Here is a 23859-nt window from a genome sequence, read left to right on the forward strand (position 1 = left end):
TTAAACATTGGCATTGCAATGCGAGCCTAAAGCAGACCGGAATCGGATGGGAGCGGGGTAACCAACAGATGAATGCAACAGGTTCCCGGAGCACCGCCGGACGGGGCTCTGCGGGAAGGCAAAATACCGGAAAAGAGGATCTATGGACGCAAACGCTTGCGCACCGGAGCTGGGCGAAATTAGGCGTGGATTGGACAGCCGGTCACGATAAATTAGCGAACGAACGGTGTCTGGATTTCGTGCCGGATTTGAAAGAAAAAGAAATGGCTTTCGATTAGGTAATGCAATCGAAAATAGTGTTTGCAGGCGATTGCTTTCTGATTTGTGACCTAACAGACGGACTATTCAATACGCATAATAAAATGCGGGCGCCTCATGGCGCCCGCTGATTTGCCTGCAATGTTATTGCAAGAAAAGGGAAAGCAAAGTCCTGGTCAAGGTGCTGCCGCGATCACCTGCGCCACGGCCGCCGTCAGTTTCTTGCCGTAGGACACGTGCAGAAACTCGTTGGGCCCGTGCGCGTTCGACTTCGGCCCGAGCACGCCGCACACCATGAACTGCGACTTCGGGAAGCCCGACTTCAGCACGTTCATCAACGGAATCGTGCCGCCCTGCCCCATATAGGCGACGTCCGCGCCGTAGTGTTCGCGTGACGCCTCGTTAAGCGCGCTAGCGAGCCACGGCGCGAGTTCGGGTGCGCTCCAGCCGCTCGCCGCGCCGGCGTCCGGCTTGAAGGTGACCTTGGCGTTGTACGGCGGATCGAATTCGAGCAGCGCCTTCAGTTCGGCGACGGCCTTTTCTGCTTCGATCATCGGCGGCAGGCGCAGCGAGAGTTTGAATGCCGTGCGCGGACGCAGCACGTTGCCCGCGTCGGCGAGCGCGGGCAAACCGGCCGCACCGGTCACGGACAGCGAAGGACGCCACGTCGAGTTGAGCAAGGCTTCCTGCGGATCGGTGGTGGTGGGCAACACCTGCCGGCCGTCCTGGCCACAGGCCCACGGCAGCTTCTTCCAGACGTCGTCGCCGAGAATCCGGGCGGTCGCCTCCGCTTCGCGCAGCCGGTCTGCCGGGATCTGAACGTGAAAACCCTTGGGCAGCAAGGTGCCGTTGGCGGAGTCTTCGAGACGGTCGAACAGTTGCCGCATGATGCGGAAGCTCGACGGCGCAATGCCGCCGTAGCCGCCCGAGTGAATTCCTTCGTCGAGCACCTGAACTTCGAGGTCGCCCGCCACCAGGCCGCGCAGCGACGTAGTGAGCCACAGCTGATCGTAATTGCCCGCGCCCGAGTCGAGGCACACCACCAGACCGACTTTGCCGAGCCGTTCGCGCAGCGCGTCGACGTACGGCAGCAGATCGTAGCTGCCCGATTCCTCGCAGGTCTCGATCAGACCGACACAGCGCGGACGCTCGATGCCCTGCGCGTCGAGCGCCGCCAGCGCCGTGAGGCTCGCGTAGATCGCGTAGCCGTCGTCGGCGCCACCGCGGCCGTAGAGCTTGCCGTCTTCGAGCTTCGGCGTCCATGGACCGAGGTCGTTGCGCCAGCCGTCGAATTCAGGCTGCTTGTCGAGATGGCCGTACAGCACGATGGTTTCGTCGCTGCCCGAGCGGGTCGCGGCCGTTTCGAAAAAGATCACCGGCGTGCGGCCCGGCAAGCGGACCACTTCAAGTTTCAGGCCGCGCACGGGTTGCTGCTCGGCCCATTGCGCCGCGTCGGTGATGACGCGCTCGAGATAGCCGTGCTTGACCCATTCGGGATCGAACGCCGGACTCTTGGCCGGCACGGCGATGTAGTCCATTAGCGCGGGCACGATCTCGTCGTTCCATTTGCGGTCTACGAATTCGCGTAGCGTGTCCTGGTTGATGCGCTGAGTCTGCTGGGTCGTATCGTCGGAGATCATGGTGGGGTGGTCCGTGGCGGATCTGTTCGGTCGAAACGCCCATGATAGTCCTGATGCGCTGTGCACTGAACCCCTCGGCCTACCTGCATGTTTCGCGGCGGCTCTGCGCAAACAGGACAATCGCGCGACAATCGGGGATACATCGCGTCCTGAGGAGCCAGGCTATGGGTGGCAACGTCGTGGTTCAGGCCATCGCCGCGGTGCTCGCGCTGGCGCTGTATTTTCTGCCGAGCATTCTCGCCGACCGGCGCAAACGTCATGACCTGCTGACGCTGGCGCTCTTCAATGCGTGCCTCGGCTGGACCGGGTTCGGCTGGCTACTCGCACTCTACTGGGCGATGCAGCCCAACCCGCCGAAGAACGTGGCCGGTGAAGTGATAGAGACGCGCAAGATCGTGCGGATGCGGGCGTTTTCTTCGGCGCTTCTGGTGCGTGTGCAAAAGCGCGCCGCGGCGCGTGAGCGCCCGGAAAACAAACAGCCGTAGTTCAGAGCACAAGCGTACGCAGCAATCGCAGCCGGCCAGTTAGCGGCGTGTTTGCTGCCGCGCGTCATAGCGTTCACGGGCAGCGTCGAGTTCGGCCGCGTTGTTCTCGGCCCAGTCATCGAGCGCCACCAGCGCGTCACTGAGCGTTCGCCCCAGCTCGCTGAGCCGATACTCCACGTGCGCCACTGCGCCCGGCTGCTCCTCGCGGATCACCAGACCGTTGCGCTCGAGTTCCTTGAGCGTCTGCGTCAGCACCTTCTGCGAGATGCCGCCGATCTTGCGCAGCAACGCGTTATTGCGCATCGGACCGGGCAGCAGCGCCGGCATGATGAGCAGTGTCCATTTTCCCGCGATCAGTTCGAGCGCAAGGCGCGACGAACAGGCCGCGTCGAAAACGTCGCCGCGATAGGCTTGTTCGGCCGATGTGAGGGACGCGCTGGCGGACTCGGGGAATGCCATGGTTACCAGTGGGTAAGTAATGGTGAGCGCATCACTATAGCTCTAAGCTGGCCGCCCAATAACCACTTACCGATGGAACTCATGATGGCATGGCTTATTCTGCTCGCCGCAAGCGCGGTCGAAATCCTGATGGCGCTGGCATTGAAATATGCAAATGGATGGACACGTTTGTGGCCGAGCATCGGCGGCGTTGCGGCCGCGCTCGGCAGCGTATTCTTACTGACGCTGGCGATGAAACACCTGCCGGCCGGTACGGCTTACGTGGTATGGACAGGGATCGGATCGCTTGGCATCACGGTGCTTGGCGTGGTGCTGTTCAACGACCCGGTTTCGGCACCCCGGGTGATTTGCATGACGCTGATCGTGCTGTCAGTGGCGGGGTTGAAACTGATCGACGGATAAGCCGGCTCGCGGGGCTGCTAGTGCTAGTACGTGCCGCTGGCTGCTTCTCTCAAGCCGCCCGGCCGATCTTGCCCCACGTCACCGAGCCGGCCGGAATCGAGCGCGGTTCAGCCCGCACGCTCTCGTGCGCGAACATCTCGCGGCGCAGTTCGCCCTGTTCGTCGAACCACTCGCAAATCAGCCAGTCGCCAGGATTGAGCGCCACCGGCCCTGCGTAGGTCACGGTCATGCGCGGACCGCCTTCTTTTAACGTGACGACGTCACCGACACTGAAAGGGGCGGCTGGCGGTGTTTCAAATGCATCAATGATAGCGGTCAGCATATTCAATCCCTACGGAACCCGTTGCGCGGAAATAGTTATGGCCTGGTGCTTTGCAACATCGAACTGCCGAAGGAAAACCCCAAAGAACTCACCAAGATTAACAATCCGAATTAATCGCGGCAAGCGCTTTTTATTGATACCGTTTTCATAGGCGCTGGAATGGGTTTTCCATACCGGCAGCTAAGGCAAGACTCGCGAAAACCCGGCAGATCAAGCCAGCAAGCCGTCCCAGCAATGCCATCCACATGCAAAAATTACTCTGGAAAACCCGAATCTCAAGTAGAAAATGCGGGTTGCATTTGTCATATTTAATGCATGCCTGACAAGCCGCTCCGGGTTTATTCCAATCAGCTTAAAAGCAGAATTACCAGTGAACAAAAAACTAGCCGGTAAATCTCACACCACGAACCGGTTGGAGCGAGGGCATAAAAGTCGGCGGCGGCTTCAGTTGAAAACGATTCCCGGCCGGTTATTTTCAAACCGGCTGCGCGGCGTTCCGACGCAATGCGAGTTGCTGATGCCGTACCAGCAGCACGCTCAATCCGATACACACGAACATCAGACACGCATTGATCGCGAGGCTGTACTGGAACGCGTGCGCGTAGGCAGCGGGTGTCTCGCGGCCGCCGATCACACCGAAAAACGCACCGCTGATGGCCGCCGTGCCGAACGCCGAGCCGATCTGCAAGGTCGACGACACTACGCCCGAGGCGAGTCCCGCCTTCTCCGGAACGACTTCCTGCAGAACGATGCGCATGATCGACGGCAGCAGCAGGCCGTGACCGACGCCCGCGCATACCAGCCCGCAATAGAACAGCAGATCCGGGGTGGCGGCATGCGTCGCGGACCAGCCGGTAACCGTGAAACCGACCGTCATCATCGAGAAACCGAGCGCCAGCACATGGCCGCCGATCCGCTTGACCACCGCTGGCGACGTCAGCGGCCCAATCACGAAGCCGATCGCGAACGGCATGATGGCCATGCCCGAGGCCAGCGGCGACCAGTGCAGGCCGGTTTGCAGGAAGATTCCGTAGGTCAGGAAAAACGCGCTGTTGCAATAGAACAGAAACGCGAGCACGAGACCCAGCGCGAAGGCCGGGTTGCGGAACAATTGCAAATCCACCAACGGATGGCCGCCGCCGCGTTCGACGCTCCGCTCGGTCGCCACGAAGAGCGCGAACACGGGCACGGCAAGCGCGAACGTCACGAAGGTCCATGCCGGCCAGCCGGCTTCGCGGCCGTGCGTCATCGGATAGATAACCAGCAGCAGCACCATCGAGAGCAACGCGACGCCCTTCAGGTCGATGCCGGTCTGCGTGGCCGGCTGATTTTCCGGCACGAACTTCCAGGTGCCGATGAAGGCCGCGATGCCGATCGGAATATTGATGAGAAAGATGATGCGCCAGTCGAGCCCGAACGGATGATAGGTAATCAGCGCGCCGCCGCCCAACTGGCCGACGATCGACGACAGCCCGAAGACGAAACCATAGAGGCTCATCACCTTGGTCTGCCGATGCAGCGGCACGACCGCGCGGATGGTCGCGAGCACTTGCGGCGCCATGACCGCGGCCGCGATGCCCTGCACGATCCGCGAGATCACCAGCATATGACCGCTGGTAGCAAAACCGCACAGTGCCGAAGCGACCACGAATGCCGCCATCCCCGTCATGAACATGCGACGCCGTCCAAACAGGTCGCCGAGCCGTCCGCCGGTGATCAGCAGCACGGCATAAGCCGACGCGTAGGCGGACACGACGAGTTGCAGTTGCGCGTCGGTCGCGTTCAGGCCGGTGTGAATCGACGGCAGCGCCAGGTTGACGATGAAATAGTCGAGCGGCGCGAGGAAGGCACCGACGAACAGCACGGCGAGCGCCAGGCCCGGACGCTCGAAGCCGGCCGCCGCCTTCCCGGAGACGGCGGCCGCGCGAGCGGCAATCGCGCCGGCACCAGGACAGACGGCAACGGCCCCAACCTCCGCCCCCGCGAGTGCCGCCGGAGCGGGCTTGATAGGATCTCTATTCATGACTGTTCGTTCAAGAATTAGGCAAAAAAAATTAGACGAGCGCACGCATGGCGACGTCCACGATTCCAACCAGCGCATCTTCCGTATGGGCGACTCGCCCCAGCACACGCAGCCCTTGCATCACGCACAGCAGGAAATCGCCAACGGCTTTTTCGTCGAGCGTGGAATTGAAGGCGCCGCTCGCCTGCCCGCGAATCACCGCCGCCGCCAGCAAGGTTGCCATGCGCCGCTGAATGGCGGCGACGCGCATACGCAAGGTCTCGTCGTCGCGCGGCATCTCCAGCGTGGTATTGGTGATGAAGCAACTGCGCTCGCCAGTCAGCGCGCAGGCAACCCGGGCGTAATGCAGCAAGGCGTTACGCAATGCCTCGTCCGGCGGCACCGGTGCGTTGAGCCGCTCGGCCAGCCGCGCGACCGAGCCTTCCGCGTAATGATCGAGGGCGGCGAGCATGATGCCGTGCTTGTCGCCGAAGACGCCGTACAGGCTGCCGCGCAGCAAGCCGGTGGCCTTGCAAAGGTCGTCAATCGAGGTGGCATGGTAGCCGTGATGCCAGAACACCTGGCTCGCGCTCGCCAGAACAGTATCCGTGTCGAACTCGCGCGGCCGCCCACGGGGGGCTTCGCCGCCTTTTTTCACGGATTGCTTCCAGTTGCCAGATTGCTTCATGAAGCGGATATTATGACTAACCGTTCAAGAAAGCAAGGCAAGTTTGGATAGCGGGAGGGTCCGGCAAGAATTCACGCGCCCGCCAGTCGCCATCTACCCTCACTCGCCGGTCTGCTTACCCCACTTCTGTTCGGCGGCCGTGAAGAGCTGGTTGATCTCGTTACCGCTCGCGGCCTCCTTCGTGTAGTTGAAGGTGCCGTGATCGCGCATTTCATGCGCCGCGCGGAGAAACGCGCCCAACGCCGCGCGCGCCAGCGAACCGCCGACGCTGACACGCCGCACGCCCAGCGAACGCAGATCGTCGAAACTGAGCAGCACGCCCTGCAGCCCCATCAGCACATTGACCGGACGTTCGAGTGCATCGACCACCGCGGCGATCTCTTCCCGCGTCTTGAGGCCAGGTGCGTAAAGCACGTCCGCGCCGGCCTCCTCATAGGCCCGCAAACGCCGGATCGTATCGTCCAGATCGGGCCGGCCCACCAGATAGTTCTCGGCGCGCGCCGTCAGCGTGAATGGAAACGGCAAGCTGCGCGCCGCAACAACCGCCGCACGCACGCGCTCCACCGCGGCTTCGAACCCATAGATCGGCTCATCCGCGCGACCGGTCGCATCTTCGATCGAACCGCCGACCACGCCCGCCGCCGCAGCCTGCATGATCGTTTCGGCGCAATCTTCCGGGGCATCGCCGAAACCATTTTCCAGGTCGGCGCTGACCGGCAAATCGGTCGCTGCTGCGATGTCGGTGAGATGCGCCATCATCTGCGCGCGGCCCACCGCGTTGTCGGGCCGGCCGCGCGAGAACGCATAGCCTGCGCTACTGGTGGCGAGCGCCTTGAAACCCGCCAGCGCGAGCAGCCGCGCGGTGCCGATATCCCACGGATTCGGGATGATGAAGGCTTCGCCGGCTGCGTGATAGGACTGGAATTGCCGTGCTTTTTCGGTTTGTGTTGTCATTGACGATCCCATCGAAGACGTCGACCGGCCTCTCGCACTCGCGCGCGGCCGGAACGTCGTCATGTTCGTTAGATTACAAATGAGTGAGATGCACGGAACGCGGCTGCCGGCGGCAAGGTGCCCCCTGCCAACCGGCGCTGCACGGATCTGCCGCGCACAAATCGCGTGCTCAGGTTTCGAGCTTCGCGTCCATCGTGATGGTGGCGTTCAGCACCTTGGACACCGGGCAGCCCGCTTTGGCGTCCGCAGTGGCCTTTTCGAACGCGGCTTTGTCGCCACCGGGGATTTTCACGGCCACATCGAGATGCACCGCGGTAATCGTAAAACCGCCGCCGTCCTTGTCGAGCGTGACGGTTGCCGTGGTGCCGATACGCTCGGGCGTGATGCCGGCCTTGCCCAGTTCCGCCGACAACGCCATCGAGAAGCAACCCGCATGCGCGGCCGCAATCAGCTCTTCCGGATTCGTGCCGATGCCGTCCGCGAAGCGTGTGGAAAACGAGTACTGGGTTTCCTTGAGGACGCCGCTGTCGGTAGAAATCGAGCCTTTGCCGTCCTGCAGGCCACCTTGCCAGACTGCTGATGCCTTGCGCTTCATCGCTCTCTCCTGTTTGTGCCCTGCTTCGTGCCGCTCCTCAACCCTACGTGATGCCGCCCGCAACGGTCCAGCCCGGATTTTCGTGGTATCGGCATCGGTCGCGAGTCGCCCGCAAGGATTTCCCTCGAGGGCGTGCCGCGCGGCGCGAGGGGCGCGGGCGTGGACCGGACTTCATGATAGGCGCTTCCGTGTGCCAGTGTCGTGACGGCAACGGCTTACGGTTCGAAAACGCGCGGAGCAAAACCCGGCGGCGAAACCTGCGCCCCCGCCACCCCCGCCGCCGCTATTCGGCGAAGGGCAAGCTCTCCTGCCCCACGGCGCGCATGTCGAACACGTTCAGCGTCATTGCCACCAGGGCATAGTAGCCAAGCAATCCGACAAGATTGATCACCACCTGATGGCCAAAGCGCTCGACGGCCTTTGCATAGGTAGCATCGGACACGCGTTTGGTATCGTAGAGTTCACTCGCGAAATCGTGAATCAAGGCGTCATCGGCGTGAGCGAAGGACGGGCGATGCCCCAGGCGGATCGCCTCGGCATCGGCTTCGGCTACGCCCGCTTCCAGCGCGATCGGATAGTGGATGTACCACTCGGCCTGCGCCTGCCAGCGTGCCGCGGTCACCAGAATCGCCAGCTCCGACAGGCGCAACGGCAAGCCGGTGCGATAGCGGCAGAACGCGCCGAGCCGTTGCGCCTGCTGCGCCAGCTCCGGACTATGAATCCAGCCCAGAAACGGCCCGTTCAGGTTGCCGCGCGGACCGGACAATATCTCGTCAAGTACGGCCTTCTGTTCGGGCGTGGCATCGGACAGTTCGAAGTGCGGCAAGCGCTCGGTCATGGCAAATCTCGCAGAAATAGAAAGGGCGTCAGATGGCGGCCAGTGCGCCTTCGATCGCATCGGTGAGACGGTTGACGATCTCGTCGATGTCGCGCGCCGTGCAGATAAACGGCGGCGCCAGCAGCACATGATCGCCGATCTTGCCGTCGACCGTGCCGCCCATCGGATACACCATCAAGCCACGCGCGAACGCCTCGCGCCGGATCGCCGCATGCAGTTTTAGCGACGCGTCGAACGGCGCCTTGGTGGCGCGCTCGCGTACCAGTTCAACGCCGACAAACAGGCCCCGCCCGCGCACGTCGCCGATATGCGGATGCTGCGCGTAGTGTTCGCGCAAGCGGCCACGCAACTGCTCGCCGCGCGCCTGCACGTTCGGCAGCAGCCGGTCGTCAGCGATCACGCGCTGCACTTCGAGCGCCGCGGCGCAGGCAGTGGCGTGGCCGATATACGTATGCCCATGCTGAAAGAAGCCCGAGCCGCCGACAATCGTCTGGTAAATGCGCTCGCTGACCAACGTCGCGCCGATCGGCTGATAGCCGGCGCCGAGTCCCTTGGCAATGGTCAGCAGGTCCGGCGCGACGCCGTCTTCCTCGCACGCGTACAGGTAGCCTGTGCGGCCCATGCCGGACATGATTTCGTCGAGAATCAGCAGCACGCCGTAGCGATCGCACACGGCGCGGATCTTGCGGAAATACTCGCGCACCGGCGGCACCGCGCCGGCCGTCGCACCCACCACCGTTTCGGCGACGAATGCGGCCACCGTGTCCGCGCCGAGTTCCAGAATCTTCTGTTCGAGTTCATCCGCGAGACGTTGCGCGAACTGCTCTTCGGTTTCGTCGGCGCGCTGCTCGCGATAGGCGTAACACGGGCTTACGTGATGTGCTTCGATCAGGATCGGCAGAAACGGCTCGCGCCGCCACGCATTGCCGCCGATCGCGAGCGCCCCCAACGTGTTGCCGTGATAGCTCTGCCGACGCGCGATGAAATGACGGCGTTGCAATTCACCCTTCTCGACGAAGTACTGCCGCGCCAGTTTCAGCGCCGCCTCGATCGCCTCCGAGCCGCCCGACACGAAATACACGTGTTCGAGCCCTTGCGGCGCGCTCGCCACCAGGCGCTCGGCGAGTTCCTCCGCGGCCTGGGTCGTGAAGAACGACGTGTGCGCGTACGGCAATTGCTGCGCCTGGCGCTTGATCGCGTCGATCACGCGTTGATTGCTATGGCCGAGGCACGAGACGGCTGCGCCGCCTGAAGCATCGATGTAGCGCTTGCCGGTGGAATCGATAATTTCGATGCCGTCGCCGGCGATCGCGACCGGCAGTGACTGCTTCGGCGAGCGATGGAATACGGTAGACATGGTTTTCCTGTTCCTTTCTATGGGCGACGGCGGCTCAGGCGCGCAGCGGCGCGGGCTGCAAGGAGGCGACGACAGTCTCGAACGCACATTGACCTTGTCGATAAACCGTCATCGAAACACGGTCGCTGCCGATGTCGAAAAGCGCTGTGGCGAGCGTGTTTTCGTCGTCGGGATCGAAGGGGTCGTCGCGGTAGATCGGCAAGCCCTCAGGGGCGCGATCCTGCAACATATTCAGCAACGCGGCGGGATTGATTGGACCGGCGTATGTGCTCAGCAGATGCTCGACGCGAGCCTGCCGGTCGCGTGAAGAATCGGTGACGATTTGCGCCTCGGCTTCGCAGCCAGCATGAATCAGATGATTCGCATGACCGGCGATCGCGGACACCGTCTGCATGGAACAGCGCTGCACGCTGACTTCGACGCTCAGAAGACGCTCGTCGCCCGCACAGCCGAGCGTGTGATGAAAACCGCTCGCGGCCGGCGTGCCGCGCAGAATGGACAATGCTTCGTCGAGCGAGGCCGCATCGAGCACCGCGCGCGCGAGAATCATTCGCGGCACGCCGGCCGCAGGCAGGCGAATACGCAGGTTGTTGATAGCCTGTACGAGGCCCGCGCGGTTGGCCGCGAAGGTGTGGCCCGGCAACGATCCCGGGTAGTAGAAACTGACAAAGCCGGGCTTGCCGGCAGGTCGAACCTCGACCAGCGCGCAACGCTCGCGCAGAAACGGATCGCCGTCTTCGTTGTGCGCGATGAAACGCGCATTGCCTTCGACTGCGGCTAACGTCGTGCAACCGTCCGGTGCGTTGTGAATCAACTCGCCGCGGCAATTCCACAAAAAGATATCTTCCGCCGACCAGCCCAGCCCTGCCGCCATGCCGTCGAGCTCGGCCAGCAGCGCCGGAAAATGTGCGTGAGCCGCGGCACGTAGTTGCTGCACGAACGGCTCGCCGCGCCAGCGCCGAACCGCCCGCCACGCAATGCTTTGCTCCATGTATGCGGCGAACACCGGCCTCGCGAGTTCACCCAGCCGGAAGCCGATGTCATACGGCTCACCGCTCACCTGAAAAAGACTCAAATCCTGCCTGGACGCCACGGTTCGCACCTAATCAACAATCGGTACGTATTTATACTTCCAAACAACATTTGTTGTCAAATTGCGTGTCAACGAAACAAGCGAAGCGGCCTGCTTCAAACCGCGCGGACCTGCGCCTCGCTCAAACGACTAAGACGAAGAACATCAAGGCACGTATGCGCCTTTGTCATGCAGCGATTGTTCTGCAATGCCGAGTTGTTCGACGGCCCCCGCCCCTTCCAGCGCGAGCAGATGCGCGACCAGCGATTCGGAAATCGCCGTGGCTGCCACCAGCGAAGGAAAGAACGACGGGCTTTCGTGCGAAAAAATCAGCACCTTGTCAGCGTTCAACGCGATCGGCGAGACCGCGCTGTCCGTGATTGCGATCAGCTTGCTGCCCTTTTCCAGCGCGGCCTCGGCGACACGCGCAGCCTCGACGGAATACGGCGCGAAACTGATGACGATGGTAGCGCTGTCACGCGCCACCGTACGCAGTTGCATCTCGAGCGTGCCGGCTTCGCCGTTGAGCAGCGACACGGAGGGGCGAAACAACCGGTAGCCGTAAACCAGTCCGAACGCCACGGCATAACAGGAGCGAAAGCCGGCGACATGCACGTGCGGCGCGCGCCGCAGCAGACGCGCCGCTTCCACGATCACGCGACTGTTATGCGCCGCGGTGACTTCGAGATTGTGTTGTTGCGCGACCAACAGGTCGTTAGCCAGCGCATCTTTCGATTTGACGAGCGAACGCGCGCGGCTGGTAAGCGGCTCGGGCCGCGTACGCACGCGCGCGACGAACAGGTTGCGCAATTCGTTCCAGCCGGGAAAACCCAGCTGTTGCGACAGGCGCACCAGCGAGGCCGGTTGCACCTGCGCCCGCTCGGCTACTTTGCGCATCGACGAGACCGCGACTTCGTCAGGATGGTCGAGCAGGAACGCCGCGCCCATCTGGAACTGCGGACTCAGTTCGGAGAATCGCGCCCTGATCAGGGCGGCGAGCTGGTCAAAACTGTCTGGCATGCGATGGTCCGGGTAACCGGCCGATAAAGATGACAACAAATGTTACCACCCGGGGCATCGCAGCCAACAGCGGATTCAGCGAAGATCCAGCGTGCGCCTCCTCGCGAAGGCGCGTATCTAGAGAAGCGCAACTACCCGCACGTCACCCTGCTCGGCCGCCGACGCGACCACCTTGTCACCGATCCGCCGGAACGTGATCGATACCGACGAATCGCCGACTTTCAGGTCGCCGACTTCGAGCCAATCGATACCCTCAGGCAGCATGGGCTGTTCGATGATGACTTCACGCCGCTCCGCGTCGATCGTGATGCCGAGACAGGCTTCGAGCATCATGAACGGCGAACCCGCCGCCCACGCCTGCGGCAGACAGGCAACCGGATAGGCGGTGGGCGGCTCGCCGCGCCGCCGCGGGAAACCGCAGAACAGCTCGGGCAGGCGCATGTCGAAATTGACCGCGGCCTGGAAGAGCGCCTGCAGCAGCCGCACGGCCGCCGCCTTGCCGCCATAGCGTGACAGGCCGCGCGCGCAGAGCGCATTGTCGTGCGGCCAGACCGAGCCGTTGTGGTAGGCCATCGGATTGAAGCGTGCCTGGCTCGCGGCCAGCGTACGCACGCCCCAGCCGGTGTGGAACAGCGTGGAGTCGAGCTCGCGCACCACCGCTTCGCCGCGCTCGCGCGAAGGCAGACCGAAGGCCAGCAGGTGGCCCGCATTCGACGCCATGACGCGGCACAGTTCGCCGTGGCCGTCGAGCGCGATGCCGTAGAAGCCGGACTCTTCCATCCAGTACTTTTCTTCGACGCACTGACGGATTTTCCTCGCGCGCTCGCTGTATTGCTTTGCCTGATCGTGCTGGCCGCGCAGCTTCGAAAAGTGAGCCATCGTGTCGAAGGCGGCACTCGCATAGGCCTGCACTTCGACGAGCGCGATAGGACCGTCGGGGAAGCGGCCGTCGGCGTGGAAGACTGAATCGTGGCTGTCTTTCCAGCCTTGATTGGCGAGGCCGCCGTCGGACTCGCGCTGATAGTCCAGCAGGCCATAGCGATTCTTGTCGCACACGCCCGCGACCCATTGCGCCGCGCGTTCCAACGCCGGCCACAATTCGTCGATCAGCGCGAGGTCGTTCGTGCGGGCTGCATAGGCGCCGGCCAACACGATAAATAGCGGAGTCGTGTCGACGCCGCCGTAGTACAGCGCGAACGGCACTTCGCCGGTGGCGGCCATTTCGCCCTTGCGCATCTCGTGCATGATCTTGCCGGGCGCGGCATCGCGAAACGGCGAATTCTCGCGCGCCTGATGTTCGGCGAGAAAACGCAGTACGCCCGCAGCCAGTGTTGGTTGCAGCCACAGAGTCTGCAGTGACGTGATGACCGCATCCCGTCCGAACGGCGTCGAGAACCACGGGATACCGGCGTAGGGGTACGGCCCCGTGGCGAGATCGGTGGTCAGCAGGCCCAGGTCGGCCAGCGAACGGTCGATCCACGCGTTAAAGAGCGGATTGCTCGAACGCACACGCGCGGTGACGCGACGCCGTTCCCGCATCACCAGGTGGGCGTCGACCAGTGCGGCGCGCACGGCAGCGCGCCCGACTCGTGGGCGTTCCGCGTCGATCTGCGACAGATGGGCTTCACTCACTGCGTGCGTGGGTTGTGCGACTTCCGCGGCCGGCTTGTCCGCTTGCGGGACGACCTGCACCGAGACGGACAGATAGATCGACACGCACGCTTGCGCGGGCAGCTTGACGGTGTAATCCGCGCGATCGGCGAAGAGCTTGTCCGGTTCCGGCGAGAAGGCGATCTGCACATTGCGCGCCACGTCATCGAGACCGATATAACCGAGCAGCACCTCGCGGTTCTCGACACGTGCCGGTTCGACACGACCCTGTTTGTCGCGCTTGAGGCCGCGCACTTCGAACATGTCGCGGAAATCGCTGGCAAAGGAGATCGACAGCGGCACGACTGCATCGCTCGTGCCGTAGTTGGTGAGTTCGATGGCTTCGTTGAGCACGGTGCCCGAGAGCACGCGTACGCGTTCGACGTGGATTACGCCTTCCGGCGTGCTGTCGCCGCCGAGCGGCGGCAGCGGGCGATTGGTCAGATGCGCGGTGAACGAGGTGTTGTCGCTGCTGACGCTGCCTGACAGCAATGAGGGCGCGCGGCCGCCGAAGGTGAGGCGCAATGAGGACAGAACGCGGGTGTCGTTGACGAACAGGCCGTCGTCATGGCCGGTGATATCGCCGAGGGGGTCATTGACGATGAAGGTGTCGCCGGACTTCAGCACGTGCTGGGTAGCGCTCGCGACGTTGAGGTTTTCCGTCGGGATGAATGCGCCGTCCGGCTCGGGTTCGTGGTGGTCGATTCCACCCGAGTGGGATAGGCCGCCGAGGGCTTCTGGCTGCTGCATCAAGGGCACTCCTGTGGTGATCGTAGTCGGTGTGGGGGTCGCTTTCGCGGGTCTGGGGGTGGGGGCGCGGCTGCGCGGCTGCGCGGCTGCGCGGCTGCGCGGCTGCGCGGCTGCTTCCGATTGTAGAAGGTCTGCACGCGTCAGACGAACTTATCACACGAGAGTTTCGGTTTTTGGTTTTTTGTTTTTCCCTCGCCGGAGGCGGGTCTGCTCGGTGGGTTCGCTGCTGAGATGGTATTTTTTTGGGGCTTTGGCCTTTCCTTGATTTGTTAGTGGTCTATTAGCGTTGCCCCTGTGCGGGGCGGCACCTACTTTTCTTTGCCTGCCGCAAAGAAAAGTAGGCAAAAGAAAGCGGCTCAAACCGCTAGCTCATAAGCGGGTCCCCCGCGCAGCTGCGGTAGTGGTGCATCTGGAATCCGTGCCCTCGCACACTCCACGCCGTTGACAAAGGACTCATCAGCTCCCACTCCGCACTGCGTGCGTCGCGGACGGGTCTGCCAGCGAAACCCGGGGGCTTCGTTTCGCGCAGCGGGGGCCATTGGCTTCGCCTCGGCGAAGCGCTCCCGCCATGATTGGCGCCCCCTACTTCATAGAAGATGTCTGTGCGACGCTTTTCGCCGTGCGATCGCGATCGCTGCCGCGGTTATAGCTGCAGCAGCGAAGCAACGGCAAGTCATGGAACGGAGGCAAACGCGAGAGCAAAACGACATCCCGGATCAGCGACGCAACAGCGAATCGGGGAACGAGGACAACCGGGAGAATGAAACGCAACTCGGTGGCAGCCATGCAACGCCGAGTCAGGAAACGGGGTAATGAGGAAACGGGGTAAATGAGGGAAGCAAAAACCCGGCGAGCGGTTTTATGAAGTGGGTATCGGCGCGCGCAGCGCCGCCGGAGGTATGACGCCCTTGTCACTAAAGCGGAATGTGCGGGAACACAGATTCCAGATGCACCACTACCGTGGCTGCGCGGGGGACCCGCTTATGAGCTGGCGGTGTAAAGCCGCTTTCTTTTGCCTACTTTTCTTTGCGGCATGCAAAGAAAAGTAGGTGCCGCCCCGCACAGGGGCAACACTAATAGACCACTAACAAAGCAAGGAAAGGCCAAAGCACCAAAACCCCAACAACAGACCAGCCCACGCACCCTGCAAGGAAAAAGCCAAAACCCCAGATCACCAACAACCCCGCCGACCAGGCGGCTTACCTCTTATCGAGCGCCCGAGCCTCGCGCTGAGTCTCCCCCACGAACAACTGCCGCGGCCGCCCAATCTTCTGCTCCGGATCGGCAATCATCTCATTCCACTGCGCAATCCACCCAACAGTCCGAGCCATCGCAAAGATACACGTAAACATCGCAGTAGGAATCCCAAGCGCCCGCTGCACGATACCCGAATAAAAATCAACATTCGGATACAACTTCCGCGACACGAAGTATTCATCCTCAAGCGCGATCTTCTCAAGCGCCATAGCAAGCTTGAACAGCGGGTCATCATGCAACCCCAACTCTTCAAGCACCTCGTGACAGGTCTCACGCATCAGCTTCGCGCGCGGGTCGTAATTCTTGTAGACACGATGACCAAAGCCCATCAGCTTCACACCCGAGTTCTTATCCTTCACCTTCGCAATGAACTCAGGAATATTGTCGACCGAGCCAATCTCCTCCAGCATATTCAGCGCGGCTTCATTCGCGCCACCATGCGCCGGACCCCACAAGCAAGCAATGCCCGCCGCGATACAGGCAAACGGATTGGCACCCGAAGAACCCGCCAGCCGCACCGTCGACGTCGACGCATTCTGCTCGTGGTCCGCGTGCAGAATCAGAATGCGGTCCAACGCGCGCACCAGCACGTCATTCACCTCGTACTCCTGCGCCGGATTCGCAAACATCATCCGCATGAAATTCGCGCTGTACGACAGGTCATTCTGCGGATAAACGAAAGGCTGACCCACGGTGTACTTATACGCCATCGCCACCAGCGTCGGCAGCTTCGCGATCATGCGAATCGCCGATACGTCACGATGCTGCGGATCGTTGATGTCCAGCGAGTCGTGATAGAACGCCGACAATGCGCCAACCGCCGCCACCAGAATCGCCATCGGGTGCGCGTCACGGCGAAATCCACGGAAGAAGAAATGCATCTGCTCATGCACCATCGTGTGCTGCGTAACCGTGGTGACGAACTCCTCCTTCTGCTGCGCATTCGGCAATTCGCCCTTCAGCAGCAAATAGCACGTTTCAAGGAAGTCGGCGTTCTGCGCCAGATTGTCGATCGGATAACCGCGATACAGCAGCTCGCCTTTGTCACCGTCGATATACGTAATTTCGGAGTTGCACGCCGCCGTGGACATGAAGCCCGGGTCGTACGTGAACTTGCCAGTCTGAGCGTACAGCTTGCGGATGTCGATGACATCCGGCCCGAGCGTGCCCTGGTAGACAGGCAAATCAATCGTCTGATCGCTGTCGGAAAAGCTCAGCGTTGCGTGTGTCTTCGAGTTCATCTACACGTTCCTTTTACTTTCACATCGCACACGTGCCGGCATGCCCGATCGTCGGATCACCGCTTGGCATGCTCAGGCTCCGCTTCGCATTCTACGGTCCGAAAGAGCTTAGATTGCGACGATTGACCGCAACAATCCATCTCGACTGGCGCAACATTCATTGCACAGAAAATAAGCACCATCGCCGGAAACATGCGCAAATAACCGGCGAGTACACGGTCTGAGAAAATGCTGCAACCGCTCGGCACCGTTGCCAGCCAAATGAGGTTAGCGCGCTTACTGCAACAATGTTTTGCGGCAGTCAAGCTGCGCAAGCCCCGTCGCTCTGCGATACTGAAGTCGTGTTTTGCTTCCCCTGCAAACACGTCGCTGTCTTTGGCCCGCCGTCCTACGGCGGGCCTTTTTAATCAGCCAGAAGAACAGGAAGGACCAGATGAACGCCTCTCTCGAAATGCTGTTTCCGGATCACGTCCACAACGAAGACAACGTGGTCACCGCACTGAATCATCAGGACATCGTCGTGGCTTTGTCGGCAGCACTAAAAGCGCAAGACGTGGCGGTATTGCATATGCTTTACCCGCGCACCGACGCGCGTACCCATCGCAGCCTCGACGCACTGGTGAATGTCCTGCACGGCCATGGGCTGCATGAAGTCGCGGATCTGATCGCGCATGAAGCGCACTATCTGCTGTTCAAAGATCCGGTCAAGGCATGGAAAGCCTTCCACGAGATTCGCAACGACTCACTCGCGATCGGCGTGCACCTCTATTACCACGGTCTCGTCGGCGAAGCCGCGGAACGTGCACTCGATAAAGACGCGCATCGCAAGGCCTGAACCGCACCAGGCGATCAATTGAAAGCGCACCGCCCCCGATACGCGGGCGAGTGCACGACGCGCTCATCGCGCGCTGATCAAACGTCCACTGAGCAAATGAACTCGTCGACGTAGCGATTGAATGCTGCCGGATGCGCGAGATTCATTCCGTGCGAAGCGCCACGCACCGTTTCGCGGCGCGAATCCGGCAGCCAGGTTTGCAGTGCCGTCGCCGTGCGGCGGAACATGTCGGGACTCTTCTCGCCGTCGATCAATAGCACCGGGCAACGCACCTCGGCGGCCTGCTCGGGCACGTAAGCCGGCAACGGGTCGCGGAATTGACGCGCGAGCGTGTGGGCGTTGTCGGTCGCCATCCGGCGAAAGCCTGGCGTGCTCATGGCCCAGAACCCGGGCCGGCTCACCGAATCGACAAACAGCTGCAAGCCCGCTTCCACTTCCCCTGTTTCGATCAGTTGTGCGGCTTTCGCACGCAATGCATTGACGGTTTCCGGCAAAGTCGCAGGCGGGCGGCCGGCGATCTGCAACGGGCCGCCCGGGTCGGCCAGCGTCAACGTGCGCACGTACTGCGGATGACGCCGCGCGAAATGGAATGCCACGCAGCCGCCGCGCGAGTGACCCACCACGTGCGCCGGCCCGGCGCCGAAACGATCGATGAACTCAGCCACATCGTCCGCATGTTCGCTCCAGCTGAACGGCTGGTCGGGCTCGGTATCCGTCACCGGCCAGTAATGCGTGAGGCTCACCGAGACGCAGCGATACTGCTTCGACAAACCCGCCAGTTGAGGTTGCCAATAGCGGTAATCGCACAGCGAGCCATGCACGAACAGCAGCAGCTCACCCTCCCCGGCTTCCACATAGGGCATGCGCAGGCCACTATGCAGTTCGATAAAGGACGGAGGGACAGCAGAGGACGAAGCCGAAACGGACTGATTCACAGGTGGGTTCACGGACAGCGCGGCGACGGCTGAACCTGTCAGCGGCGACGGCTAGAAATGGATTCGAAGAAGAAAGCGGAGTCGCATCCCTAAAATTGGGATACGACGCGTATTGTCACACAGCCGTTGAATATCCGCTGAAGCTCGTTCGGCGCGCGGGGGGCGAATCACGCCGAATCACGTCGAGTCGATTCACTCGTAGGCGTTGTCATCCAGCAAACCGGCGGCCGCTGCCGCGCCCGCGCCTCGCACCGCGCAAGTGAGCGGTTCATCGGCGACGCGGACCTCGAGTCCGAGATCGTTGGTCAGGCGGCGGGCCAGATTGCCGAGCAGCGCACCGCCGCCGGTCAGGACGATGCCACTATGGGCGATATCGGTCACCAGTTCGGCCGGCGCCGTTTCAAGCGCACGTTTCACCGCGCCGATCACGTGACGCAACGGCCCCTCGATTGCATCGGCGATATCGTGGTTGCTCACCTGAACCGTACGCGGCAAGCCGTCGTCGACGCTGCGCCCGGTTGCGTTCATATGCTCGAGCGGCACGTCGCGTACGGCCGAACCGATGCCCTTCTTGACGTGTTCAGCGGTTTGCTCGCCGAGCAGCACGCCGTACAGGCTGCGCACGTAACTGACGATCGCCATGTCGAAACTGTCGCCACCCACGCGAACCGAGCCGCTATAGGCGAGGCCGCCGAGCGAGATCACGCCGACTTCGGTCGTGCCGCCGCCGATGTCGACCACCATCGAGCCAACCGCCTCCGACACCGGCAAGCCCGCGCCAACCGCCGACGCCAGCGATTCGCCGATCAGACTGACCTTCCACGCGCCGGCTGCCACCGCCGCTTCCTTGATCGCGCGGCGCTCGACCTGGGTTGCCCCCGCCGGCACGCACAGGGTGAAGGCCGCGCGCCGGCTGAACAGCGGCCGCGGGCGCGCCATGTCGACGAATTGCCGGATCATCTGTTCGGCCGCGGAGAAATTGGCGATCACGCCGTGCCGCATCGGCCGCACGGCTTCGACGTTGCCCGGAGCGCGGCCAAGTAACTGGCGCGCTTCGGTGCCCACGGCCGCCACACGTTTCTGGCCGGCGCCGGACTCTTTCTGGAACGCCACGACGGACGGCTCGTTCAGCACGATGCCGCCGTTGTCGGTATAGATAAGGGTATTGGCCGTGCCGAGGTCCACCGTCACGGAATGACGGAACAGTCGATCGAAAATCGGGTAATGCGGCGTCGGTCTGGCCATAGGAAGGCTCTGATGTGTCGTTATCCGCCCTTGCTGGGCAGTCTGAAAATGCGCCCCCGGTTACCCGAACCGCTTGGCACGCCCAGTTGGGCGTTGCGCGATCCGCGCGGCGGGGGTGATTTTCATACCAATGAGCAGTTAACGGCAAGTAAATCAGAATCTTTAGGGCCACTTTTCAATTCCGGGCGAGTCAACCGCGCGGCAAAGCACCCAAGGTATGTTCCAGCGCCTGCTTGCCGAGCTCGACACCGTCCGCGTTTATCGTGTGACCAATGCCGGGCAACGCGTAGGCGTCGACCGCGTAACCGGCGCTGTTGAATGCGTCCGCGGCGTATTCCAGCTCCTCGACCGGGATCACTTCGTCTTCCTCGCCGTGCACGAGCGTGAGCGGCGTGCGGTTCTGCGCGACGATCACCGAGGCGAGCCGCCCCGAGTACGCGAGCGCGGCGGCAGCGCCTTCCGCGCTCGTCGCGACGTGATGCATCGCCATGATCGAACCCTGCGAGAAACCGACCAGCGCAAGGCGATCGAAAGGAAGCTGCCAGTACGCCAGTTCCGCCTCGAGTACGCGCCGCAAGGCCGGATAGCCGGCAGCGACGCGGGTTTCGCGATTGCCTTCGTTGACGTCGCGCAGGCTGAACCATTGGCGTCCGCCGAAGCCGCCGTCAAAGGCCTCGGTGCCGTCGAGCGAGGTGAACGCCACGTCCGGCAGGCTCTCGCTCCAGATGTCCGCAAGCGGCATCAGATCGCGCGCATTGCTGCCCACGCCGTGCAACAGCACCACCAGCGCTCTCGCGGGCGTGGCTGACGGCGCGCGCCGCCAGCCGTGTTCGAATTGCTCCCAGGCCATAGTCAAATCCTCTCTTCGTACTCGCTGTACTTCCGGTTCGTGTCCGCGCTTCCGTGTTTCAGCACGTGTGGCCAGCGAGGCGGCGACGTGCAGTCCGCCGCGGCGCCTCAGCCGGGAGCATACGCTGCCGGAACGCTTCCTGCCGTCCGATCTGCGTGCTTCGACTACGCCGGAACGTGAATGCAGGTATGCTTTTGTGGGCATTCGCGCAGCCGCCCGGCTCACTGCCTGGGCAGAGCATCACGCCGTATCAGACATCCGTTGCACCGCAATCCGGAGAATCGTTTTGAGCCAGCCCTCTTCCGCGCCTGCCGCCGCGCCGCCGGCACCACCGCCGCCGCTACAAGGCGGCAAACTGGTTCTGGCGACCATCGCCGTCGCGCTCGCCACCTTCATGAACGTGCTCGACACGTCGATTGCCAATGTGGCGATTCCAACCATTTCGGGCAACCTCGGCGTATCGGTCGACGAAGGCACCTGGGTTATCACGGTGTTCGCCGCCGCCAATGCCGTCTCGATTCCGTTGACCGGCTGGCTCACGCAACGCATCGGCCAGATCAGGTTGTTCGTCGGCGCGATTCTGATGTTCGTGCTGGCTTCGTGGTTATGCGGCATTGCGCCCACGCTGCCGATCCTGCTGATCGCGCGGGTGTTCCAGGGAGCGGTGGCCGGCCCGCTGATCCCGCTTTCGCAAGCGATTCTGCTCGGTTCGTATCCGAAGGAGAAATCGTCGACCGCGCTCGCGCTGTGGGCCATGACGGCCACCGTCGGCCCGATTGCGGGTCCCGCGCTCGGCGGCTGGATCACGGATAGCTATAGCTGGTCGTGGATTTTCTACATCAATATACCGGTCGGCATTTTCGCGGCCGGCGTCACGTGGATAATCTATCGCACCCGCGAATCGCCAACCCGCAAGCCACCCATCGACGTGGTCGGGCTGGGCCTGCTGGTGACATGGGTCGCGTCGCTGCAGATCATGCTCGACAAGGGCAAGGATCTCGACTGGTTTTCGTCGCCGGTAATCCTGATTCTGGGCATCACCGCGTTGATCAGTTTCGCGTTTTTCCTTGTGTGGGAGCTGACCGAGGAGAACCCGATCGTCGATTTGCGGCTGTTCACGCAGCGCAATTTTCTCGGCGGCACGATCGCGATTTCAGTGGCGTACGGCGTGTTCTTCGGCAACCTGGTGTTGCTGCCGCAATGGATGCAGGAGTATCTGAACTACCGCTCCGTGGATGCCGGCCTCGTGACCGCGCCGCTCGGCGTATTTGCGGTGATTCTCGCGCCGATCATGGGCCGCGTGCTGCCGCGTTCGGACGCACGTATCATCGCGACGCTCGCGTTTGTCGGCTTCGCGATTGTGTTTTACATGCGCTCGAAGTACGTGATCGAAATCGACACGTGGCACCTCGTACTGCCCACGCTGCTGCAAGGCATTCCGATGGCGCTGTTCTTCGTGCCGCTGACGGCGATTATTCTTTCCGGACAGCCGCCAAACAGGATTCCGGCCGCCGCCGGGCTGTCGAATTTCGCACGCGTGTTCTGCGGCGCGGTGGGCACGTCGATCGCCGGCAACGAGTGGAATAACCGTACGGTGCTGCATCATGCCCGGCTCACTGAGCAGGCCAGCGTCAACAACCCGCTGTTCAACCAGCAGATCGATTCCACCCAGTCGCTGCTGCAACTGAATCCGCAATCGGCGCATGCGCTGTTCGATTTCACGGTGAACACGCAGGCCGCGATGATGGGCCTGAACGACATCTTCTATGTGTCGGCGATCATTTTCATTCTGATCATTCCGCTGATCTGGATTACAAAGCCGGCCAAGGGTGGCGGCGGTCCGGGTGCGGCGGGCGCGCACTGATTCCGGGCGACGGCGCTGCCGCGCGAGCAGGCACGGCGGCGCTACGCCGCATCACCAATTCGCAGCAGGATGCCAGTAGAATCGCGGCTTCAACGGTCCGAGCCCCAATGAACTACGCATCCATCCTCGAACAGATTCATCGCGATCTTCAGCCGTATCTGGGCGCCGGCAAGGTCGCCGATTACATTCCCGAACTCGCGAACGTCCCTGCCGGGAGTTTCGGCATGGCGATCGTCACGGCATCGGGTGACGTATTCCGCACCGGCGCTGCCGACACGCGCTTTTCCATTCAGAGTATTTCCAAACTATTCGCCTGCACGCTCGCGTTCCGGCTGCTTGGCGACGAACTTTGGCAACGCGTCGGGCGCGAGCCGTCCGGCAACGCCTTCAATTCACTGGTCCAACTCGAAGCCGAACACGGCAAGCCGCGCAATCCGTTCATCAATGCCGGAGCGTTGGTCGTCACCGATGTGTTGTGCCGCCGTTTCGTGCAGGCCGAAACCGCGCTGGTCGAATTCATGCGACGGCTGACAGGCGAAACCAGCATCGACTACGATTCGCGCGTCGCGCTATCGGAGTTGCAGCACGCGCACCGCAATCGCGCGATGGCGCATTTCATGGCGAGCTTCGGCAACATGGAGATGCCGCCCGAGGTGGTGGTCGATGCTTATTGCCGGCAGTGCGCGATTTCGATGAGCTGCGTGGAGCTGGCGAAGGCGGCGCTGTTCCTGACCAATCATGGGGTGGTGCCCGCCACCGGCGAGCGGATTCTCGACACCAGTTCCGCGAAACGGCTCTCCGCGCTGATGCTCACCTGCGGCACCTATGATGCGGCGGGCGATTTCGTCTACCGGGTCGGCTTGCCGGCGAAAAGCGGCGTGGGCGGCGGAATTGTCGCGGTGCTGCCGGGTGAGATGGCCGTATGTGTGTGGTCGCCCGGACTCGACAGCAATGGGAACTCGCTCGCGGGCGTGCTGGCGCTGGAATGGTTGACGACTTATACGGGGCGGTCGATTTTCTGATGCTGCCGAATAAACAATTCGTCGTGAGCGAGGTTGATTGTTTTCTTTGGCGCCGGGTGACCCTTCCACCGATGGATTGATGTAAAGGGCACGCACAGTCCGGAATTTGCGGGTTGGC

Annotated in this window: 21 protein-coding genes; 5 read left to right on the plus strand and 16 right to left on the minus strand. The window is 62.4% G+C overall.

Annotation, left to right across the window (positions count from 1 at the left end; translation table 11 throughout):
• Window positions 1-434: 434 nt before the first annotated feature.
• Window positions 435-1898: a M20 family metallopeptidase gene (locus AC57B6_RS20680; RefSeq protein WP_496422010.1), complete on the minus strand. Its 1464-nt coding sequence runs from the start codon at window positions 1896-1898 to the stop codon at window positions 435-437.
• A gap of 164 nt (window positions 1899-2062) precedes the next feature.
• On the opposite strand from AC57B6_RS20680, the gene AC57B6_RS20685 reads away from it, so the two are divergent.
• A complete protein-coding gene (locus tag AC57B6_RS20685; RefSeq protein WP_496422011.1) occupies window positions 2063-2383 on the plus strand; it encodes a superinfection immunity protein in 321 nt (106 codons plus the stop codon).
• Between the two features lie 39 nt (window positions 2384-2422).
• On the opposite strand, the gene AC57B6_RS20690 is transcribed toward AC57B6_RS20685, so the two are convergent.
• Window positions 2423-2842, minus strand: a complete 420-nt coding sequence (locus tag AC57B6_RS20690) for a winged helix-turn-helix transcriptional regulator (RefSeq protein WP_028194659.1) — start codon at window positions 2840-2842, stop codon at window positions 2423-2425.
• Between the two features lie 84 nt (window positions 2843-2926).
• On the opposite strand from AC57B6_RS20690, the gene AC57B6_RS20695 reads away from it, so the two are divergent.
• Window positions 2927-3244 carry a DMT family transporter gene (locus AC57B6_RS20695; RefSeq protein WP_028194660.1) on the plus strand — a complete coding sequence of 106 codons (318 nt, stop codon included), beginning with the start codon at window positions 2927-2929 and terminating at the stop codon, window positions 3242-3244.
• A gap of 49 nt (window positions 3245-3293) precedes the next feature.
• Here the strand turns inward: AC57B6_RS20695 and AC57B6_RS20700 are convergent, their stop codons facing one another.
• The 11 genes from AC57B6_RS20700 to gltA all read right to left on the minus strand — a co-directional run bounded on the left by AC57B6_RS20700 (window position 3294) and on the right by gltA (window position 16990).
• Entirely contained in the window at window positions 3294-3566 is a 273-nt protein-coding gene (locus AC57B6_RS20700; protein WP_028194661.1) for a YodC family protein, read from the minus strand.
• A gap of 475 nt (window positions 3567-4041) precedes the next feature.
• Window positions 4042-5589, minus strand: a complete 1548-nt coding sequence (locus AC57B6_RS20705) for an MFS transporter (RefSeq protein ID WP_030100429.1) — start codon at window positions 5587-5589, stop codon at window positions 4042-4044.
• A 31-nt stretch (window positions 5590-5620) separates the two neighbouring features.
• A complete protein-coding gene (locus AC57B6_RS20710) occupies window positions 5621-6256 on the minus strand; it encodes a TetR/AcrR family transcriptional regulator (protein WP_028194663.1) in 636 nt (211 codons plus the stop codon).
• 99 nt (window positions 6257-6355) lie between these two features.
• On the minus strand, window positions 6356-7210 hold the full coding sequence (locus tag AC57B6_RS20715) for an isocitrate lyase/PEP mutase family protein (RefSeq protein WP_030100428.1): 855 nt from the start codon (window positions 7208-7210) through the stop codon (window positions 6356-6358).
• Between the two features lie 169 nt (window positions 7211-7379).
• On the minus strand, window positions 7380-7805 hold the full coding sequence (locus tag AC57B6_RS20720; RefSeq protein ID WP_028194665.1) for an OsmC family protein: 426 nt from the start codon (window positions 7803-7805) through the stop codon (window positions 7380-7382).
• Window positions 7806-8088: 283 nt separating this feature from the next.
• A complete protein-coding gene (locus AC57B6_RS20725) occupies window positions 8089-8643 on the minus strand; it encodes a carboxymuconolactone decarboxylase family protein (protein WP_028194666.1) in 555 nt (184 codons plus the stop codon).
• Window positions 8644-8671: 28 nt separating this feature from the next.
• Complete coding sequence (locus AC57B6_RS20730) at window positions 8672-10000, minus strand: aspartate aminotransferase family protein (RefSeq protein ID WP_030100426.1); 1329 nt, start codon at window positions 9998-10000, stop codon at window positions 8672-8674.
• 34 nt (window positions 10001-10034) lie between these two features.
• The gene (locus AC57B6_RS20735) at window positions 10035-11093 is read right to left on the minus strand and encodes a C45 family autoproteolytic acyltransferase/hydrolase (RefSeq protein WP_496422012.1); all 1059 of its coding nucleotides are present in this window, start codon (window positions 11091-11093) and stop codon (window positions 10035-10037) included.
• Window positions 11094-11237: 144 nt separating this feature from the next.
• Window positions 11238-12092, minus strand: a complete 855-nt coding sequence (locus tag AC57B6_RS20740) for a MurR/RpiR family transcriptional regulator (protein WP_028194669.1) — start codon at window positions 12090-12092, stop codon at window positions 11238-11240.
• A 117-nt stretch (window positions 12093-12209) separates the two neighbouring features.
• A complete protein-coding gene (locus tag AC57B6_RS20745; protein WP_028194670.1) occupies window positions 12210-14492 on the minus strand; it encodes an amylo-alpha-1,6-glucosidase in 2283 nt (760 codons plus the stop codon).
• A 1199-nt stretch (window positions 14493-15691) separates the two neighbouring features.
• Window positions 15692-16990, minus strand: a complete 1299-nt coding sequence (gene gltA, locus AC57B6_RS20750; RefSeq protein WP_178371109.1) for a citrate synthase — start codon at window positions 16988-16990, stop codon at window positions 15692-15694.
• A gap of 433 nt (window positions 16991-17423) precedes the next feature.
• Between gltA and AC57B6_RS20755 the strand changes: the two genes are divergently transcribed.
• The gene (locus AC57B6_RS20755; RefSeq protein WP_028194673.1) at window positions 17424-17825 is read left to right on the plus strand and encodes a hypothetical protein; all 402 of its coding nucleotides are present in this window, start codon (window positions 17424-17426) and stop codon (window positions 17823-17825) included.
• Window positions 17826-17902: 77 nt separating this feature from the next.
• Here the strand turns inward: AC57B6_RS20755 and AC57B6_RS20760 are convergent, their stop codons facing one another.
• The 3 genes from AC57B6_RS20760 to AC57B6_RS20770 form a co-directional block, all read right to left on the minus strand.
• Window positions 17903-18760: an alpha/beta fold hydrolase gene (locus tag AC57B6_RS20760; protein WP_496422013.1), complete on the minus strand. Its 858-nt coding sequence runs from the start codon at window positions 18758-18760 to the stop codon at window positions 17903-17905.
• A gap of 192 nt (window positions 18761-18952) precedes the next feature.
• A complete protein-coding gene (locus AC57B6_RS20765) occupies window positions 18953-20005 on the minus strand; it encodes a rod shape-determining protein (RefSeq protein WP_496422014.1) in 1053 nt (350 codons plus the stop codon).
• Between the two features lie 190 nt (window positions 20006-20195).
• Window positions 20196-20855, minus strand: a complete 660-nt coding sequence (locus AC57B6_RS20770; RefSeq protein ID WP_496422015.1) for an alpha/beta hydrolase — start codon at window positions 20853-20855, stop codon at window positions 20196-20198.
• Between the two features lie 286 nt (window positions 20856-21141).
• On the opposite strand from AC57B6_RS20770, the gene AC57B6_RS20775 reads away from it, so the two are divergent.
• Window positions 21142-22719, plus strand: a complete 1578-nt coding sequence (locus tag AC57B6_RS20775; RefSeq protein ID WP_046572860.1) for a DHA2 family efflux MFS transporter permease subunit — start codon at window positions 21142-21144, stop codon at window positions 22717-22719.
• 107 nt (window positions 22720-22826) lie between these two features.
• Complete coding sequence (locus tag AC57B6_RS20780; RefSeq protein WP_028194678.1) at window positions 22827-23741, plus strand: glutaminase; 915 nt, start codon at window positions 22827-22829, stop codon at window positions 23739-23741.
• Window positions 23742-23859 lie beyond the last annotated feature (118 nt).

The sequence above is a fragment of the Paraburkholderia sp. BGA-UO-ETr-F12 genome (genome assembly GCF_059567945.1).

What these genes read in the sequence shown, in the direction of transcription:
- AC57B6_RS20680 (WP_496422010.1), bottom strand. Translation starts at nt 1,898, where the DNA reads ATGATCTCCGACGATACGACCCAGCAGACTCAGCGCATCAACCAGGAC.
- AC57B6_RS20685 (WP_496422011.1), top strand. Translation starts at nt 2,063, where the DNA reads ATGGGTGGCAACGTCGTGGTTCAGGCCATCGCCGCGGTGCTCGCGCTG.
- AC57B6_RS20690 (WP_028194659.1), bottom strand. Translation starts at nt 2,842, where the DNA reads ATGGCATTCCCCGAGTCCGCCAGCGCGTCCCTCACATCGGCCGAACAA.
- AC57B6_RS20695 (WP_028194660.1), top strand. Translation starts at nt 2,927, where the DNA reads ATGGCATGGCTTATTCTGCTCGCCGCAAGCGCGGTCGAAATCCTGATG.
- AC57B6_RS20700 (WP_028194661.1), bottom strand. Translation starts at nt 3,566, where the DNA reads ATGCTGACCGCTATCATTGATGCATTTGAAACACCGCCAGCCGCCCCT.
- AC57B6_RS20705 (WP_030100429.1), bottom strand. Translation starts at nt 5,589, where the DNA reads ATGAATAGAGATCCTATCAAGCCCGCTCCGGCGGCACTCGCGGGGGCG.
- AC57B6_RS20710 (WP_028194663.1), bottom strand. Translation starts at nt 6,256, where the DNA reads ATGAAGCAATCTGGCAACTGGAAGCAATCCGTGAAAAAAGGCGGCGAA.
- AC57B6_RS20715 (WP_030100428.1), bottom strand. Translation starts at nt 7,210, where the DNA reads ATGACAACACAAACCGAAAAAGCACGGCAATTCCAGTCCTATCACGCA.
- AC57B6_RS20720 (WP_028194665.1), bottom strand. Translation starts at nt 7,805, where the DNA reads ATGAAGCGCAAGGCATCAGCAGTCTGGCAAGGTGGCCTGCAGGACGGC.
- AC57B6_RS20725 (WP_028194666.1), bottom strand. Translation starts at nt 8,643, where the DNA reads ATGACCGAGCGCTTGCCGCACTTCGAACTGTCCGATGCCACGCCCGAA.
- AC57B6_RS20730 (WP_030100426.1), bottom strand. Translation starts at nt 10,000, where the DNA reads ATGTCTACCGTATTCCATCGCTCGCCGAAGCAGTCACTGCCGGTCGCG.
- AC57B6_RS20740 (WP_028194669.1), bottom strand. Translation starts at nt 12,092, where the DNA reads ATGCCAGACAGTTTTGACCAGCTCGCCGCCCTGATCAGGGCGCGATTC.
- AC57B6_RS20745 (WP_028194670.1), bottom strand. Translation starts at nt 14,492, where the DNA reads ATGCAGCAGCCAGAAGCCCTCGGCGGCCTATCCCACTCGGGTGGAATC.
- gltA (WP_178371109.1), bottom strand. Translation starts at nt 16,990, where the DNA reads ATGAACTCGAAGACACACGCAACGCTGAGCTTTTCCGACAGCGATCAG.
- AC57B6_RS20755 (WP_028194673.1), top strand. Translation starts at nt 17,424, where the DNA reads ATGAACGCCTCTCTCGAAATGCTGTTTCCGGATCACGTCCACAACGAA.
- AC57B6_RS20765 (WP_496422014.1), bottom strand. Translation starts at nt 20,005, where the DNA reads ATGGCCAGACCGACGCCGCATTACCCGATTTTCGATCGACTGTTCCGT.
- AC57B6_RS20770 (WP_496422015.1), bottom strand. Translation starts at nt 20,855, where the DNA reads ATGGCCTGGGAGCAATTCGAACACGGCTGGCGGCGCGCGCCGTCAGCC.
- AC57B6_RS20780 (WP_028194678.1), top strand. Translation starts at nt 22,827, where the DNA reads ATGAACTACGCATCCATCCTCGAACAGATTCATCGCGATCTTCAGCCG.